The organism is Paraburkholderia sp. GV068, from assembly GCF_003058125.1.
GTDB lineage: Bacteria > Pseudomonadota > Gammaproteobacteria > Burkholderiales > Burkholderiaceae > Paraburkholderia > Paraburkholderia graminis.
Window position 1 is genome coordinate 36170 of sequence record NZ_QBUB01000017.1, and the last position, 14164, is coordinate 50333.

Annotated in this window: 13 protein-coding genes; 7 read left to right on the plus strand and 6 right to left on the minus strand. The window is 63.8% G+C overall.

Annotated features, from left to right (window positions below; genetic code table 11):
- Positions 1-1086: an AI-2E family transporter gene (locus C8K18_RS27405; protein ID WP_006048012.1), complete on the plus strand. Its 1086-nt coding sequence runs from the start codon at positions 1-3 to the stop codon at positions 1084-1086.
- Between the two features lie 66 nt (positions 1087-1152).
- On the opposite strand, the gene C8K18_RS27410 is transcribed toward C8K18_RS27405, so the two are convergent.
- Complete coding sequence (locus C8K18_RS27410) at positions 1153-3339, minus strand: TonB-dependent siderophore receptor (RefSeq protein WP_029969715.1); 2187 nt, start codon at positions 3337-3339, stop codon at positions 1153-1155.
- Between the two features lie 326 nt (positions 3340-3665).
- Here C8K18_RS27410 and C8K18_RS27415 point away from each other — a divergent pair, with 326 nt between their 5' ends.
- Positions 3666-4949, plus strand: coding sequence for a PepSY domain-containing protein (locus C8K18_RS27415; protein ID WP_107710489.1), 1284 nt, complete (start codon positions 3666-3668; stop codon positions 4947-4949).
- 180 nt (positions 4950-5129) lie between these two features.
- Here the strand turns inward: C8K18_RS27415 and purU are convergent, their stop codons facing one another.
- The 5 genes from purU to C8K18_RS27440 all read right to left on the minus strand — a co-directional run bounded on the left by purU (position 5130) and on the right by C8K18_RS27440 (position 10338).
- Positions 5130-5999 carry a formyltetrahydrofolate deformylase gene (gene purU / locus C8K18_RS27420; protein ID WP_006048016.1) on the minus strand — a complete coding sequence of 290 codons (870 nt, stop codon included), beginning with the start codon at positions 5997-5999 and terminating at the stop codon, positions 5130-5132.
- Positions 6000-6081: 82 nt separating this feature from the next.
- On the minus strand, positions 6082-6933 hold the full coding sequence (locus C8K18_RS27425) for a DUF4743 domain-containing protein (protein WP_029969710.1): 852 nt from the start codon (positions 6931-6933) through the stop codon (positions 6082-6084).
- Between the two features lie 68 nt (positions 6934-7001).
- Positions 7002-7628, minus strand: a complete 627-nt coding sequence (locus tag C8K18_RS27430) for a LysE family translocator (RefSeq protein ID WP_107710490.1) — start codon at positions 7626-7628, stop codon at positions 7002-7004.
- A gap of 61 nt (positions 7629-7689) precedes the next feature.
- Positions 7690-8256, minus strand: a complete 567-nt coding sequence (locus C8K18_RS27435; protein WP_006048019.1) for an adenine phosphoribosyltransferase — start codon at positions 8254-8256, stop codon at positions 7690-7692.
- 78 nt (positions 8257-8334) lie between these two features.
- On the minus strand, positions 8335-10338 hold the full coding sequence (locus tag C8K18_RS27440; RefSeq protein WP_006048020.1) for a monovalent cation:proton antiporter family protein: 2004 nt from the start codon (positions 10336-10338) through the stop codon (positions 8335-8337).
- Between the two features lie 173 nt (positions 10339-10511).
- Here C8K18_RS27440 and kdsD point away from each other — a divergent pair, with 173 nt between their 5' ends.
- Genes kdsD through lptB form a run of 5 tightly spaced genes read left to right on the plus strand, consistent with a single transcriptional unit; the run spans position 10512 to position 14138 of the window.
- Positions 10512-11495 carry an arabinose 5-phosphate isomerase KdsD gene (kdsD, locus tag C8K18_RS27445; RefSeq protein WP_029969706.1) on the plus strand — a complete coding sequence of 328 codons (984 nt, stop codon included), beginning with the start codon at positions 10512-10514 and terminating at the stop codon, positions 11493-11495.
- Positions 11495-12055 (plus strand): HAD family hydrolase, encoded by a 561-nt coding sequence (locus tag C8K18_RS27450; RefSeq protein WP_006048022.1) that lies wholly within the window; start codon positions 11495-11497, stop codon positions 12053-12055. The genes kdsD and C8K18_RS27450 overlap by 1 nt, the downstream gene beginning before the upstream one ends.
- Positions 12052-12663: an LPS export ABC transporter periplasmic protein LptC gene (gene lptC, locus C8K18_RS27455; protein WP_006048023.1), complete on the plus strand. Its 612-nt coding sequence runs from the start codon at positions 12052-12054 to the stop codon at positions 12661-12663. Before C8K18_RS27450 ends, lptC begins: the two co-directional genes overlap by 4 nt.
- Before the next feature lie 21 nt (positions 12664-12684).
- The gene (gene lptA, locus C8K18_RS27460) at positions 12685-13356 is read left to right on the plus strand and encodes a lipopolysaccharide transport periplasmic protein LptA (protein WP_107710491.1); all 672 of its coding nucleotides are present in this window, start codon (positions 12685-12687) and stop codon (positions 13354-13356) included.
- On the plus strand, positions 13353-14138 hold the full coding sequence (lptB, locus tag C8K18_RS27465) for an LPS export ABC transporter ATP-binding protein (RefSeq protein WP_029969704.1): 786 nt from the start codon (positions 13353-13355) through the stop codon (positions 14136-14138). The genes lptA and lptB overlap by 4 nt, the downstream gene beginning before the upstream one ends.
- The last annotated feature ends 26 nt before the right edge of the window (positions 14139-14164 follow it).

The following is a 14164-nucleotide window of genomic DNA, read 5'->3' on the forward strand; positions in this document are numbered from 1 at the left end:
ATGGCCAAGCGGAATCAGGCGAGCGAAGAAGGGCAAGTGCAGGACCTGCGCCCACGCCCGGTCAGGCTGACCAGCAATATGAGCCTGCCGAAACTCTCGGCGGTCGAGATCGGCAGCTATGTGCTGATGCTGTTCGGCATGTGGGCGGTGATCCAGCTCCGGCTGCTCGGCGCGCTGCTCGCCGGGCTGCTGGTGTTCCAGCTCGTGCATACCATCGCGCCGCGCATCGAGCGGCATATGTCGAGCGGGCGGGCGCGCTGGCTGGCGGTCGTGATTCTCTCGACGGTGATCGTCGGCGCGCTCACGGGCCTCACGCTCGGCGTCATCGAGCACTTCGAGAACGACGTGCCGAGCGTGCAGAAGCTGCTCGACCAGGCGATGCAACTGATCGATCAGGCGCGCGGCCGGATTCCGCAATTCATCGCGAGCTCTCTGCCGGTCGACACCGAGCAGATGAAAGCCAAGGCCGGCGAGCTGATGCAGACGCACGCGAACATGCTCCAGCAAAGCGGCAAGACGGCGGCGCGCGCGTTCACGCACATTCTGATCGGCATGATCATCGGCGCGATTATCGCGGTCAGCGCGCAGAAGCATATGCAGCGGCTGCCGCTGTCCACGGCGTTCGTCACGCGCGTGACGCGTTTCGCCGACGCGTTTCGCCGCATCGTGTTCGCCCAGGTGAAAATCTCCGCGATCAACGCGGTATTCACCGGCATCTTCCTGCTGGTCGTGCTGCCGATGTTCCACGACCAGTTGCCGCTGTCGAAAACGCTGGTGCTGATCACGTTCATCGTCGGCTTGCTGCCGGTCATCGGCAATCTGATTTCGAACACGATTATCGTGGCGGTCGCGCTGTCGGTCAGCTTTCCTGCCGCGGTCATGTCGCTCGCGTTTCTGATCCTGATCCACAAGCTCGAGTACTTCCTGAACGCGCGGATCGTCGGCGGACAGATCGAGGCGCGCGCGTGGGAACTGCTCGTGGCGATGCTGGTCATGGAAGCCGCGTTCGGTCTGCCGGGCGTGGTCGCCGCGCCGATCTTCTATGCGTATATCAAGCGTGAGCTGATTTATCTGAGGCTGGTTTAGGTTCGTTGCGCGCCGCTCGGCTCGCAGGCAAGGAAAACGGCACCGCGGTGCCGTTTTTTTTCATCGTCAGAAGTCGATGCGCGCGTTCAGTGACAGCGTGCGCGGATCGCCCGGCGTCACGTAATCCGCGTACTGGTATTCCCAGTAACGGCGGTTGAGCAGGTTGTCGATGGCCGCGCGGAACGTCACGTCATAGCCGCCGATTCGCGTCGCATAGCTCGCGCCGAGGTTCACGAGCATATAGCCCGGCGCGTTCAGATTCGACGACGGCCGCACGTTCGTATTGCCCGTGAACTTGGCGTCCGCGCCGATGCGCAGACCCGGCACGTACGGCACCGAGTAAGTCGCATGACCGGCGACGACGAACTGCGGCGCGCCCGCCACGCGATTGCCGTTGTTGGCCGCGCCACGCTCGTACTTCGTATTGATCCACATGAGATCGCCGCCGACATTCCAGTGGCTGCCGAGACGCACGTCGCCGCCCATCTCGATGCCCTGGAAGATCGACTCGCCGTCCTGCGTGTAGACGTTCGCGCTGTTCGCGTAAGCCGCGCCGCGTTCGATGCGGAACAGCGCGGCCGTCGCGCTCCAGCGTCCCTGCTCCGTCTTGATGCCGACTTCGTACTGCTTGCTGCGCAACGGCTTGAGCAGCTCGCCGCGGTTTGCATACGTGTCGCCGACCACCGTGCCCGCTTCCAGTGACTCCACGTAGCTCGTGTAAAGCGTCGTGGTCGGCGCGAGCTTGAACATCACCGCGACGGTCGGCGTGACCACGCCGTTCTGGCTGTACGTCGACGTTGTGGCGCCGCTGGTCGAGTAGCCGTGCTGCTCGTAGTTCGTGTACCGCACGCCGCCGAGCACCGACCAACGCTGCGTCAACTGGATGGTGTCGCTCGCGAACAGCGCCTTCTGCGTGATGTCGCTGTCGCGATACGTGTAGTAGTTCGACGCGCCGCCGAACGTGTTCGTATTCGGCTGATAGATGTTGCCCGTGCCGATCTGCCCGAAGAAGCTGTTCGCGCCGTAGTCGTTCGTCTGCCGCTGATACGCGGCGCCGAATACGAGTTGATGCTGCAGCGGTCCGGTCTTCACCTGGCCTTCCGCGGACACCTGCCACAAGCTCAGCTGATGCCCTTCCTTGCCGGCGAAACGGCTGTCGGTGTAATCGCCCGCGCCGTTCAGCAGGTAGTACGTGCTTTCGTTGCGATCGCGCGAGCTCTTGCTGTAGCTGTAGCTCGCATTGAGCGTCCAGTTCTCGCCGAGGTTGTACTGAAGCCCCGCCGTGTAGAGCTGCAGGTTCGTATTCAGATGCTGGTCGGGACCGGACAGGTCGCCGGTGCCGCCGCTGATCGTATGCGGGAGCGACGTGCCGGTGTATTGCGCCGTCGAAATCGAACCGGTGATGCCGGTGGAATGGCGCTCCTGATACAGCGCGCCGAAGGTGGCCTTGAGGTCGCGCGTGATGCGGGCGTCGAGCGCGACCGAAACCGAATCGCGCCGCACGTTGCCGTCGTTATAGGTTTTGCCTTCCTCGTGCGTCGCGTTCAGGCGATAGCCGAACATACCGTTGGGGCCGACGCGGCCGCCGAGGTCCGCGTGCTCGGTCCAGACGCCGTCCGTGTAATAGCCGACGTCGACGCTGCGCACGGGCGTCGTCGAGACCGGCGGCTTCTTCGTCACGTAGTTGACGACGCCGCCCGGCGCGCCGAAGCCGTACATGAAGCCGGTCAGGCCTTTCAGCAACTCGACTTTTTCGAGCTGCTCGTACGGCATCGTGATGCCATAGCTGTTGAACGGCATGCCGTCGATTTTGAAACCCGACTGCCAGTCGAGCTGCATGCCGCGCACCGTCAGATACGTGGCCCACGCGTTGTACGCGTTGCCGTTGTCGGACACGGAGGCGTCGGTGGCGAACACGTCGCCGAGTTTCGACGGCTGGCGATCCTGCAACTCCTCGCTCGTCACGACGGTCGTCGAAAACGGCGTATCGAGTTGCGAACGCGTGCCGAGCGCTCCGCTGCCGACGTCCTCTTTCAGATGCTGCGTGGTGTCCTGCGCCGCAGTGACTTTGACCGTCGGCAGCGCCTTGTCTTCGCTATCCGCCGATGCCGATGGCGACGCTGGTGTCGACGCCGGCGGCACTGACTGTGCGAGCGCCGCCTGAGTGGCCGTCAGCGCCAGGCACGCGGCCCAGTGCAATCGACGCTTCGTGCGCGTTTTCTGTGGACGCGCTTCCCCGTTATGTTTGTTCATTCCCTTTCCCGTCGTCGGTGATTCACTTAACGAATGAGAATCATTCCCATTACACGGGACGGGATGATGCCGAAAAACTATGCGGATTGTAAGCCCCTTCATGCGACATTTTGCCGCACTTGGCACGCGCGGACGGTGGGCCAAGCCTTATGCAGCGGGACTTCAACGGGTTTTGACGCGTCGCAGCAACTATCGCCTTAGCAAACCTTTCAGAGAACTTGCCGCCGACAACGTGCGTCGCTTAAGATGCGAACAATTCCCATTTACGCGCCGACTCTCGCAGTGACACGTCCCCCGGATTTTTTCTTGCTTTCGTTGGCCCGCTCATGAGGCGCCAGTTCGTTCGCCTGCATCGCTGGTTCGGCGTGGCCACGGCGCTGTTCCTGTTCGTCGCGGGATTGACCGGCGCGGTGATCGCGTGGGATCACGAACTCGACGCCGCGCTCAACCCGTCCTTCTTCGAGGCGCGCACGCCAGGGCCGGCGTTGTCGGGGCTGGAACTCGCGCGGCGCGTCGAGGCTGCCGATCCGCGCGTGCAAGTGACGTATCTGCCGCTCGCGGCCGAGCCCGGCCATACGTTGCAGATGATGGTGCTGCCGCGCATCGACCCGGCCACGCGAGCGCCGTACAAGCTGGACTTCAACCAGATCGCCGTCGATCCGGCCACCGGCGACGTGCAGGGGCGCCGCGAATGGGGCGCCTTTTCCCTGTCGCGCATCAACCTGATTCCGTTCATTTACAAGCTGCACTACACGCTGCATTTGCCGTTTACCGGCGGCGTCGATGCCGGCGTCTGGCTGATGGGCGTGGTCGGCATCGTCTGGCTGTTCGACAGCGTCATTGCGCTCGGCCTGTCGTTTCCGAGTCTCAAGGCGTGGCGCAAGTCGCTCGCGTTCCGCTTCGGGCGCGGCGGCTATGCGCTCACCTTCGACCTGCATCGCTCGGGCGGCGTGTGGATCTGGGGCCTGCTCATGATCGTCGCGCTGACGTCGGTGTCGATGAATCTCGCCGCACCCGTTGTGCGCCCCATCGTGTCGATGTTTTCGACGCTCACGCCGGACCCGATCAACAATCCCGAGATCGTCCGCGCGCCCAAGCCCGGCGACGGCGTGCTCAGTCGCGAGCGCATCGTGCAGCTCGCCGAAGAAGCCGGCAAGGCGCAGCACATCGCCGTGCCGCCGGGCGGCATGTACTACGCGGAGTTCCTGCACACCTACGGCGTCGGCTTCTACGAGACGGGCAACGATCACGGCGACATGGGCCTCGGCAACCCGTGGATGTACTGGGACGCGGCCACCGGCAAACTGCTCGGCAAGCAGATTCCCGGCAAGGGCACGGCCGGCGACATCTTCATGCAGGTTCAATTTCCGCTGCACTCGGGTCGTATTCTCGGTGTCGGCGGACGGATATTGATTAGCGCGGTCGGCATCGCAGTGGCCGTGCTGAGCGCGACTGGATTGCTGATCTGGCTAAGGAAGCTGAATGCGCGCCGAGGGGCGGCGGTGAAGGCGAGGAAGGCTCAGAGCGTGGAGGAAACTCAGAGAGCGCCAGTCGCGCGCAACGCCGACCGGATGCCCGAGCGGTCACGGGAAGAGGTGGCGTCGGAATAAGGCGGCGGGAGGAGAGCAATTCATCGCGGCGGCATCTTCAAGCGCCACGCCTTGGCACTGCGCATCGTTAACACGTTCGTACGCATTGTGCGAAACGCACCGGCTTCATTTGAATTACAACGAAGGTGCGCCGCCGCGACGCTCAACATCACGCCGAGCCGCGGCAGCGGCCCCAACCTCCTACCGAAACACCACCGTCTTACTCCCGTTCAACACCACCCGATGCTCGACGTGCCACTTCACCGCGCGCGCGAGCGTCACGCATTCGACGTCGCGGCCAATCGCCGTCAACTGCTCCGGCGTCATGCTGTGGTCCACGCGCTCCACTTCCTGCTCGATGATCGGACCTTCGTCCAGATCGGTCGTCACGTAGTGCGCGGTTGCGCCGATCAGCTTCACGCCGCGGTCGAACGCCTGGTAATACGGCTTCGCGCCCTTGAAGCTCGGCAGGAACGAGTGATGAATATTGATCGCGCGTCCGGCGAGCGCTTCGCACAGCTTCGGCGACAAAATCTGCATGTAGCGCGCGAGCACGACGAGATCCGCCTGATGCTCGTCGATCACTTCGAGCACGCGCGCTTCCTGCGCCGCCTTGGCCTCGGGCGTGCCGCCCAGCAGCGGAAAATGATGGAACGGAATGTCGTAGCTCGCGGCGAGCTGATAGAACTCCTTGTGGTTCGAAATGATCGCCGGAATCTCGATGTTCAACTGACCGGTGCGGTAGCGGAACAGCAGGTCGTTCAGGCAATGGCCGATCTTCGACACCATGATCACGACGCGCGGCTTCACCGATGCATCGTGCAACTCCCAGTTCATGCCGAACTGCTCGGCGAGCGTCGCAAACGACACGCGCAGTGCGTCGAGCCCCGGATCGCCGCCCACCTGCTGGAAATGCACGCGCATGAAGAACTCGCCGGTGCGGCTGTCGCCGAACTGCGCGGAGTCGAGAATATTGCTGCCGCGCTCGAACAGAAAGCCCGACACGGCGTGGACGATGCCGGGCCGATCGGCGCACGACAGTTTGAGGATAAAGCTGTGATCGGTCGACATGACCTGGGTGACTCCCTTCTTCAATGCGTGGTTTGTTCGGTGTCGCTGGTTTCAACGCCAGGCGTCTCGCGCCGCGCTGCTGTCAACCCATTATGGGCGGCGTAAACAGCGCCTCTATTCCCTGGCATGCCTCTTCGTCGATCCAGCGGCGACGCAGCAGGCAGTCGAGCGTGGCGAGACTCGCGTCGACGGTCATTGCACCTTCCTCGATCCAGCGCGCCACTTCGTCGATGCGGGCAAGCCGGTGCTCACCGACTTCGCCGTCCTGATTACGCGGCGCAAAATCGGCCGGCAGCGCGAGGTCGTAGATGAAAATCTGCTCGGCCTGTGTGCCTTCCGGCAACGATTGCAGCACATAAGCGGTGCGCCCCGCCACGGCGCGCACGGCGATTTCCTCGGGAATGCCGGCTTCTTCCCAGCATTCCTTGACGATCGTCGTCTCGACGCTGAAACCCCAGCCGATTCCGCCCGCCACGACATTGTCGAGCATGCCCGGATCGGTCGCCTTGGTGTCGCTGCGGCGCGCGATCCACAATCCCGGCGCGCCGCCGTCCGCATATTCTACGACGCCGTTCAGATGCACCGCGTACGTCATCGTGCCGAAGAAGCGCGACGCCGCGCGCTCGATGTACGCGAGCGGCCGCGCGTCGAACGCGTTGCGGATCGCGTAGGTCTCGTTGCGCCAGCCTGGAATGCGCCCGTCGGCGGCAAGAGCGCCGATCACCGAACCGAGCGCCGCGCTGCGCAGATCGACTGTGTTGAAGGCCGGCGCGAGCTTCACGCGCGCATCGTCGATCTCGAACACGTCGGGCCAGCGCGCGAGCAAACGTACGTCGTCCGAACGAATCCAGCCGACCTGCTCGGCGTCGATCCAGAGCGGCAGATGCGCGTGAGCATCGAAGCGGCGCGCGGCAACGAGGCAAGGCAAACTCATTCGACACTCCACATTTTTTCCAGCGAGGCTGGACGACAAGTGCGGCACGTCGTCAGCCGCGTAGCTGATTAGTCGCGCAACGTGACGCGAATTCCCAGTGCAATAAACGTAGCGCCCGCAAGACGGTCGAGCCACACACCCACGCGCGGCCGCCGCCTCAGCCATCCGCCGATCATTCCCGCGCACACGCCGAACAGCGAAAACACCACCAGCGTCTGCAACATGAAAAGCGCGCCGAGTTCCAGCATCTGCACCGTGACGCTTTGTGCACCGTTTTGTGCACCGCCGGTCTGCACGAATTGCGGCAGGAACACGACAAAGAACAGCGTCACTTTCGGATTGAGCAGATTGCCGAGCACGCTTTGACGGAACACGGTCATCAACGGTTGCGGCGCGCGTTCGTGAGCGGTCGCGAGGCCCTGGCTGCGCAGCGCCTTGATGCCGATCCACACGAGATACGCGGCGCCGGCCAGTTTGATGGCCTCAAACGCGAGCGGCGACGAGCGCAGCAACGCGGCCACGCCGAGCGCGGCCAGTGTCGTGTGGAACGTGATGCCCGTCGCAAAGCCGAGCGCCGCGACGAGACCCGCGGCGCGGCCCTGCGAGATGCCGCGCGCGAGCACTTGCAGATTGTCGGGACCGGGCGCCATCGTGATCGCAATCGATGTGGCGAGGAACAAGGCGAAGTTGGGCATCGTTCTTACCTACCTTTCTTTATGCGGACAGCAAGGCGCACACAGCGGCGTGGCGCCGCGCTCAATGACCGTCGAAACTCGTCACGGTATAAAGCGGCAGACCGCCGCCCGCGAGCAGCTTCGAGCCGCCAAGCTCGGGCAAGTCGATAATCGCCGCGCCTTCAACGACGACCGCGCCGAGCCGCTCGAGCAGAATCTTGCCGGCCATCATCGTGCCGCCGGTCGCGATCAGATCGTCGACGATCAACACGCGGTCGCCCGGCTTGCACGCGTCCTCGTGAATTTCCACGGTGGCCGTGCCGTATTCGAGCTCGTACGATTGCGACGCGCGCTTGTAGGGCAGTTTGCCCTCCTTACGGATCGGAATGAAGCCGAGGTTCAGCTCATACGCGAGAATCGGCCCGATGATGAAACCGCGCGCGTCGAGCCCGGCGATGTAGTCGAGCTTGGCGTCGATATAACGCTGCACGAACAGGTCGATCAGCACACGCAGCGATCTCGGCTCGCGCAACAGCGGCGTGATGTCGCGAAACTGCACGCCGGCCTGCGGCCAGTCCTGAACCGTGCGAATGTGGCTCTTGATGTAGTCGGCCGCGTCGAGCGGCGCGCTCGCAAGCGCGTTTGACATGATGTCTCCGGATGGACCGCGTAAGGCCCAATGAAAAGCTGAATCGATGCTGGACGCGCGGACCGTGCCGCGCATTCGCTATGCCGCGGCGGCGCCCGCGCGGCGGTGTTTCGAGAGCCGCTCCTCGGCCTGCGCCAGTTGCTCCGGCAAGCCGCGCAACACGACGATGTCGCTCGCGCGCAGCTTGGTCGACGGATCGGGCTCCACGCCGCGAATGCCGTGCCGGCGAATCGCCGTGACTTCGACACCGAGTTCGTACAGGCCCAGCTCCGCCAGCGTGCGGCCGACCGCGTCGGCATTCGTATCGACCGGGACCGATTGTAGCCGCACCTGTTCGTGACCGTCGTCGTCGTCCATGTCGTCGGCGCCGTGGAAATAGCCGCGCAGCAGCGCATAGCGCTCGTCGCGCATTTCCTCGACGCGGCGCACCACGCGGCGCATCGGCACGCCCATCACCACCAGCGTGTGCGATGCGAGCATCAGGCTGCCTTCGACAATCTCCGGAATCACCTCGGTTGCGCCTGCGGCCAGCAGCTTTTCCAGATCGGCGTCGTCGACGGTACGAACGATGACCGGCAAGGTCGGCTCAAGTTCATGAATGTTGTGCAGCACGCGCAATGCCGACGGCGTGTTCGCATACGTGATCGCGATCGCCGCGGCGCGGTGAATGCCGGCCGCGAGCAGCGACTCGCGCCGCCCGGCATCGCCGAACACGACCGATTCGCCCGCCGTCGCCGCCGCTTGCACGCGATCCGGGTCGAGGTCCAGCGCGACGTACGAAAGACCTTCATGTTCGAGCATGCGCGCAAGGTTCTGCCCCGCGCGGCCGTAGCCGCAAATGATCACGTGGCCGCTTTGCTTCAGGCTCTGCGTGGCGATGCGCGTCATCTGCAGCGACTGCATCATCCATTCGGTCGAAGACAGGCGCAGCACGATACGGTCCGCGTTCTGGATCAGGAACGGCGCGGCGAGCATGGAGAGCAGCATCGCGGCGAGAATGGCCTGCAACAGCGTGGCGTCGACGAGATGTTTGTCGAGGATCAGATTCAGCAGCACGAAGCCGAATTCGCCGGCTTGCGCGAGGCCGAGGCCCGTGCGCATCGCGACGCCCGGCGACGCGCCGAACAGCCGCGAAAGCCCCGTGATCATCACCGCCTTCAGCAAGGTCGGCCCGATCAGGAAGCCGAGCACGATCAGCGGATGCTCCCAGATCACACGCGGATTCAGCAGCATGCCGGTCGTGACGAAGAAGAGCCCGAGCAGCACGTCGCGAAACGGCTTGATGTCTTCTTCCACCTGATGACGATACGGCGTCTCCGCGATCAGCATGCCGGCGATAAACGCGCCGAGCGCAAGCGAAAGACCGAACTTGTCCGTGATGAACGCGGAGCCGAGCGTGACGAGCAACAGATTGAGAATGAACAGTTCCTGCGAGCGCCGCCGCGCGACCACGTTGAACCAGCGCGTCATGAACTTCTGACCGACGATCAACAGCAGCGACAACGCGACGACGATCTTGATCGCCGCGATGCCGAGCGCGTTCATCAGGTCTTTCGAATCGCCGCCGAGCGCCGAAATGATGATGAGGAGCGGCACCACCGCGAGATCCTGAAACAGCAGCACGCCGAAGATATTGCGGCCGTGCTCGGTCTCGATCTCGAGGCGCTCCGCGAGCATCTTGCTGACAATGGCCGTCGACGACATCGCGAGCGCGCCGCCGAGTGCGATGCTCGCCTGCCATTTGATATGTACCCAGCGCTCGAACGCGAAACCGAGCGACACGGCGACCACGATCGTGCCGAGCACCTGCAACAGGCCGAGGCCGAAGACGAGGCGGCGCATCGAGCGCAGCTTCGCGAGCGAGAACTCGAGGCCGATGGAAAACATCAGGAACACGACGCCGAATTCGGCGAGATTCTGCGCGCCGACCGAATCGGGAACGAGACCGAGCGCATTCGGCCCGACAAGAATGCCGACGGTCAGATAGCCGAGCATCGGCGGAAGATTCAGAAAGCGAAAAACCACCACGCCCGCTACTGATGCCAGCAGCAGGAAGAGCGTCATCTCCAGCGGGGAAATCATCGGCAAAAACGCATGGGTAAAGCGTCCTCGTTCGTCAGCGGAACCGCGCACGGAACACGCCGTGCGACAAGGTTGAGGGGCCGTTATACAGGGCGATAAAGCGGGCAATGGAGGCAGCGGCTTTGCACAGCAGGCCCGGCGCGGCGAACAGGCGCCTTTGCTATACTTCGCGAATGATAGCGAAAATCAATGGCGACCGGGCACTCGCGCTCGCTCGCGACGTGCTCGACATCGAAGCGGACGCCGTGCGCGCGCTTCGCGATCAGCTCGACGACGCGTTCGTCGGCGCGGTCGACTTCATCCTGGGTTGCCGTGGGCGCGTGGTGGTCTCGGGCATCGGCAAGTCGGGACATGTGGCGCGCAAGCTCGCGGCCACGCTCGCGAGCACGGGTACGCCGGCTTTCTTCGTGCATCCGGCAGAAGCAAGCCACGGCGATCTCGGCATGGTCACCGCCGACGACGTCTTCCTCGCGCTGTCCAATTCCGGTGAAACCGAAGAACTCGTGGCGATTCTGCCGCTCATCAAACGGATCGGCGCGAAGCTGATTGCGATGACCGGCCGGCCGTCGTCGAGTCTGGCGAAACTGGCCGACGTGCATCTGAATTCCGGCGTCGCGAAAGAAGCGTGTCCGATGAATCTTGCGCCCACCGCGAGCACCACCGCAGCGCTTGCGCTCGGCGACGCGCTCGCCGTCGCGGTGCTCGACGCGCGGGGTTTCGGCCGCGACGATTTCGCGCGCTCGCATCCGGGCGGCGCGCTCGGCCGCCGCCTGCTCACGTATGTCAGCGACGTCATGCGCACCGGCGACCAGGTGCCGAAGGTCACGCCTGAAGCCACCGTGCGCGACGCGCTGTTCCAGTTGACCGCGAAGCGCATGGGCATGACCGCGATTGTCGATCAGGAAGACCGCGTAAAAGGCATTTTCACCGACGGCGATTTGCGCCGCGTGCTGGAGCGCGACGGCGATTTCCGCGCGCTGTCCATCGCCGCCGTCATGACCGCCGATCCGCGCACCATCGGTCCAGATCATCTCGCGGTCGAAGCCGTGGAACTGATGGAGCGCCATCGCATCAATCAGATGCTGGTCGTCGACGAAGCGGGCAAGCTGATCGGCGCGCTCAACATGCACGACCTGTTCTCGAAGAAGGTGATCTGATGGCCGTCGCGCCCCCTACCGCTACCGAACGCGCGAGCCGCGTGAAGCTGATGATTTTCGACGTCGACGGCGTGCTGACCGACGGCGGCCTGCTTTTCACGGCGGAAGGCGACACGATGAAAGCCTTCAATTCCATGGACGGCCACGGCATGAAGCTGCTGCGCCAGGCCGGCATTGAAACGGCGATCATCACCGGCCGCAAGTCGGGCATCGTCGCGGCGCGCGCGAAGGAAATGCACATCACGCATGTGTATCAGGGCATCGACAACAAGCCGCAGGCATTCGCCGATCTGCTCGAAGCAACCGGCATGAGCGCCGACGAATGCGGCTACATGGGCGACGACTGGGTCGATCTCGGCGTGATGCTGAAGGTCGGCTTCGCGGCGGCGCCCGCCAATTCGCATCCTGAAGTGATCGCGCGGGCGCATTGGGTCAGCGAGGCGCGCGGCGGTCACGGCGCGGCACGCGAAGTCTGCGACACCCTACTGCGCGCCCAGCACAAGTACGAGGCGCTGCTCGCGGCCGCCTGCAGCGGCGAAACGCGAGGCCTCGTGGGATGAACAACCAGTTTCGCCTGACTTCGCTGATTCCGCTCGTCGCGATGGCCGCGCTCGCGGGCATCACGTGGTGGCTTTTGCAGGCCACGTTGCCGCGGCAAAACGAAGGCGTGGTGCGTCCCAAGGAGCACACGCCGGACTACTTCGCCGACAACTTCTCGGTGTCCGAACTCGACCAGTCGGGCTCGACGCAATATCGCCTGACCGCGCAGTCGCTGATTCATTACGAAGACGACGAACTGAGCGATCTCGTGAAGCCCGCGATGCGCGCGTTCCAGCCCGGCAAGCCGGTTGTGACCGCGACCGGCGACACGGGCAAGGTGAACGGCGACGCGTCCATCGTCGATCTGTACGGCAACGCCCGCATTCTGCGCTCCGCAGGCTACGGCGATCCGCAGATGCAGGCCGATTCCGAGCATTTCCGCGTGCTCGTCAACGACGATGTGATCGAGACAGAAAAGCCGGTTAAACTTCAGCGCGGCGTGTCCGTGATGACCGCCAGCGGCATGAACTACAACAACGTCACCCGGGTGATGAAGCTCTTCGGCAACGTAAAAGGCGCGATCGCCGCGTCCGACGCCGGCGGCAGCTCGCCCAAGCAACCCGGGTAAATCCATTCCAGGCGTGACTGCATGAACGAATCGTTCCCCCGTTTTGATACCGGCCGCTCGCGCGCCGTGTCGGCGTGCCGCGCCGGACTCACTGCGCTCCTGGTCGCCTTGCCGCTCGCCGGCTTCGCGCCGCTCGCGCACGCGGACCGCGCCGACAAGGACAAGCCGCTCAACATCGAAGCGGACAACATGACTTACGACGACCTGAAGCAGGTCAACATCTTCACCGGCCATGTGGTCGCCACCAAGGGCACGATCGTGATCAAGGCCGATCGCGTCGAAGTGACGCAAGACCCGCAGGGCTATCAGTACGCGACCGGCACGTCGAGCGGCGGCAATCTGTCGTACTTCCGCCAGAAGCGCGAAGGTCTCGACGAATACATCGAAGGCACGGCTATTCGTATCGACTACGACGGCAAGCAGGATCTGACCACGCTTACCACGAATGCGACCGTCAAGCGCCTGCAGGGTCTGTCCACCGTGATCGATCAGGTGCACGGCAGCGTCATCACGTATGACGGCCAGAAAGACTTCTATACCGCGAAGGCGGGCAAGGACGTCGCCGGCCCGGGCAACCCGAGCGGCCGCGTGCGCGCGATGCTGTCGCCGCGCAACGGCGGCGCTGCGCCGCTGAACGGCGCATCGGCCACGCTCGCGCCGTCCACCACGATTCAGGGAGCGCCGAATCAGTGAGCACCTCCGCGTCCCTACCCAATCGCAAGCCCGCAGGTACGAGTAGTTCGCTGGTCGTACGGAATCTGAAAAAGCGCTACGGTTCGCGCACGGTCGTCAAAGACGTTTCGCTCGATGTGAAAAGCGGCGAAGTGGTCGGCCTGCTCGGTCCGAACGGCGCGGGCAAGACGACGTCGTTCTATATGATCGTCGGCCTCGTGCCGCTCGATGCCGGCGAAATCGACCTGGACGGCAAATCGATCAGCCTCTTGCCGATTCACAAGCGCGCTTCGCTGGGGCTGTCGTATCTGCCGCAGGAAGCCTCGGTGTTCCGCAAGCTTTCCGTCGAGGAAAACATTCGCGCGGTGCTCGAACTGCAGCACGAGGACAACGGCAAGCGCCTGTCCAAAGACGCCATCACGAACCGCACCGAAGCGCTGCTGGACGAACTGCAAATCGCGCATTTGCGTGAAAATCCGGCGCTTTCGCTGTCGGGCGGCGAGCGCCGCCGCGTGGAAATCGCGCGGGCGCTCGCCACGAATCCGAGCTTTATTCTGCTCGACGAACCGTTCGCGGGCGTCGACCCGATCGCGGTGCTGGAAATCCAGAAGATCGTTAAATTTCTGAAGCAGCGCAATATTGGCGTGCTAATCACCGATCACAACGTGCGTGAAACGCTCGGCATCTGCGACCACGCTTACATCATCAGCGACGGCAGCGTGCTCGCCGCCGGCGCGCCAAGCGAAATCATCGAAAACGAAAGCGTGCGGCGCGTCTATCTGGGCGAGCATTTCCGCATGTAAAGGCGCAGGGAACCGGCGGCGCCGCG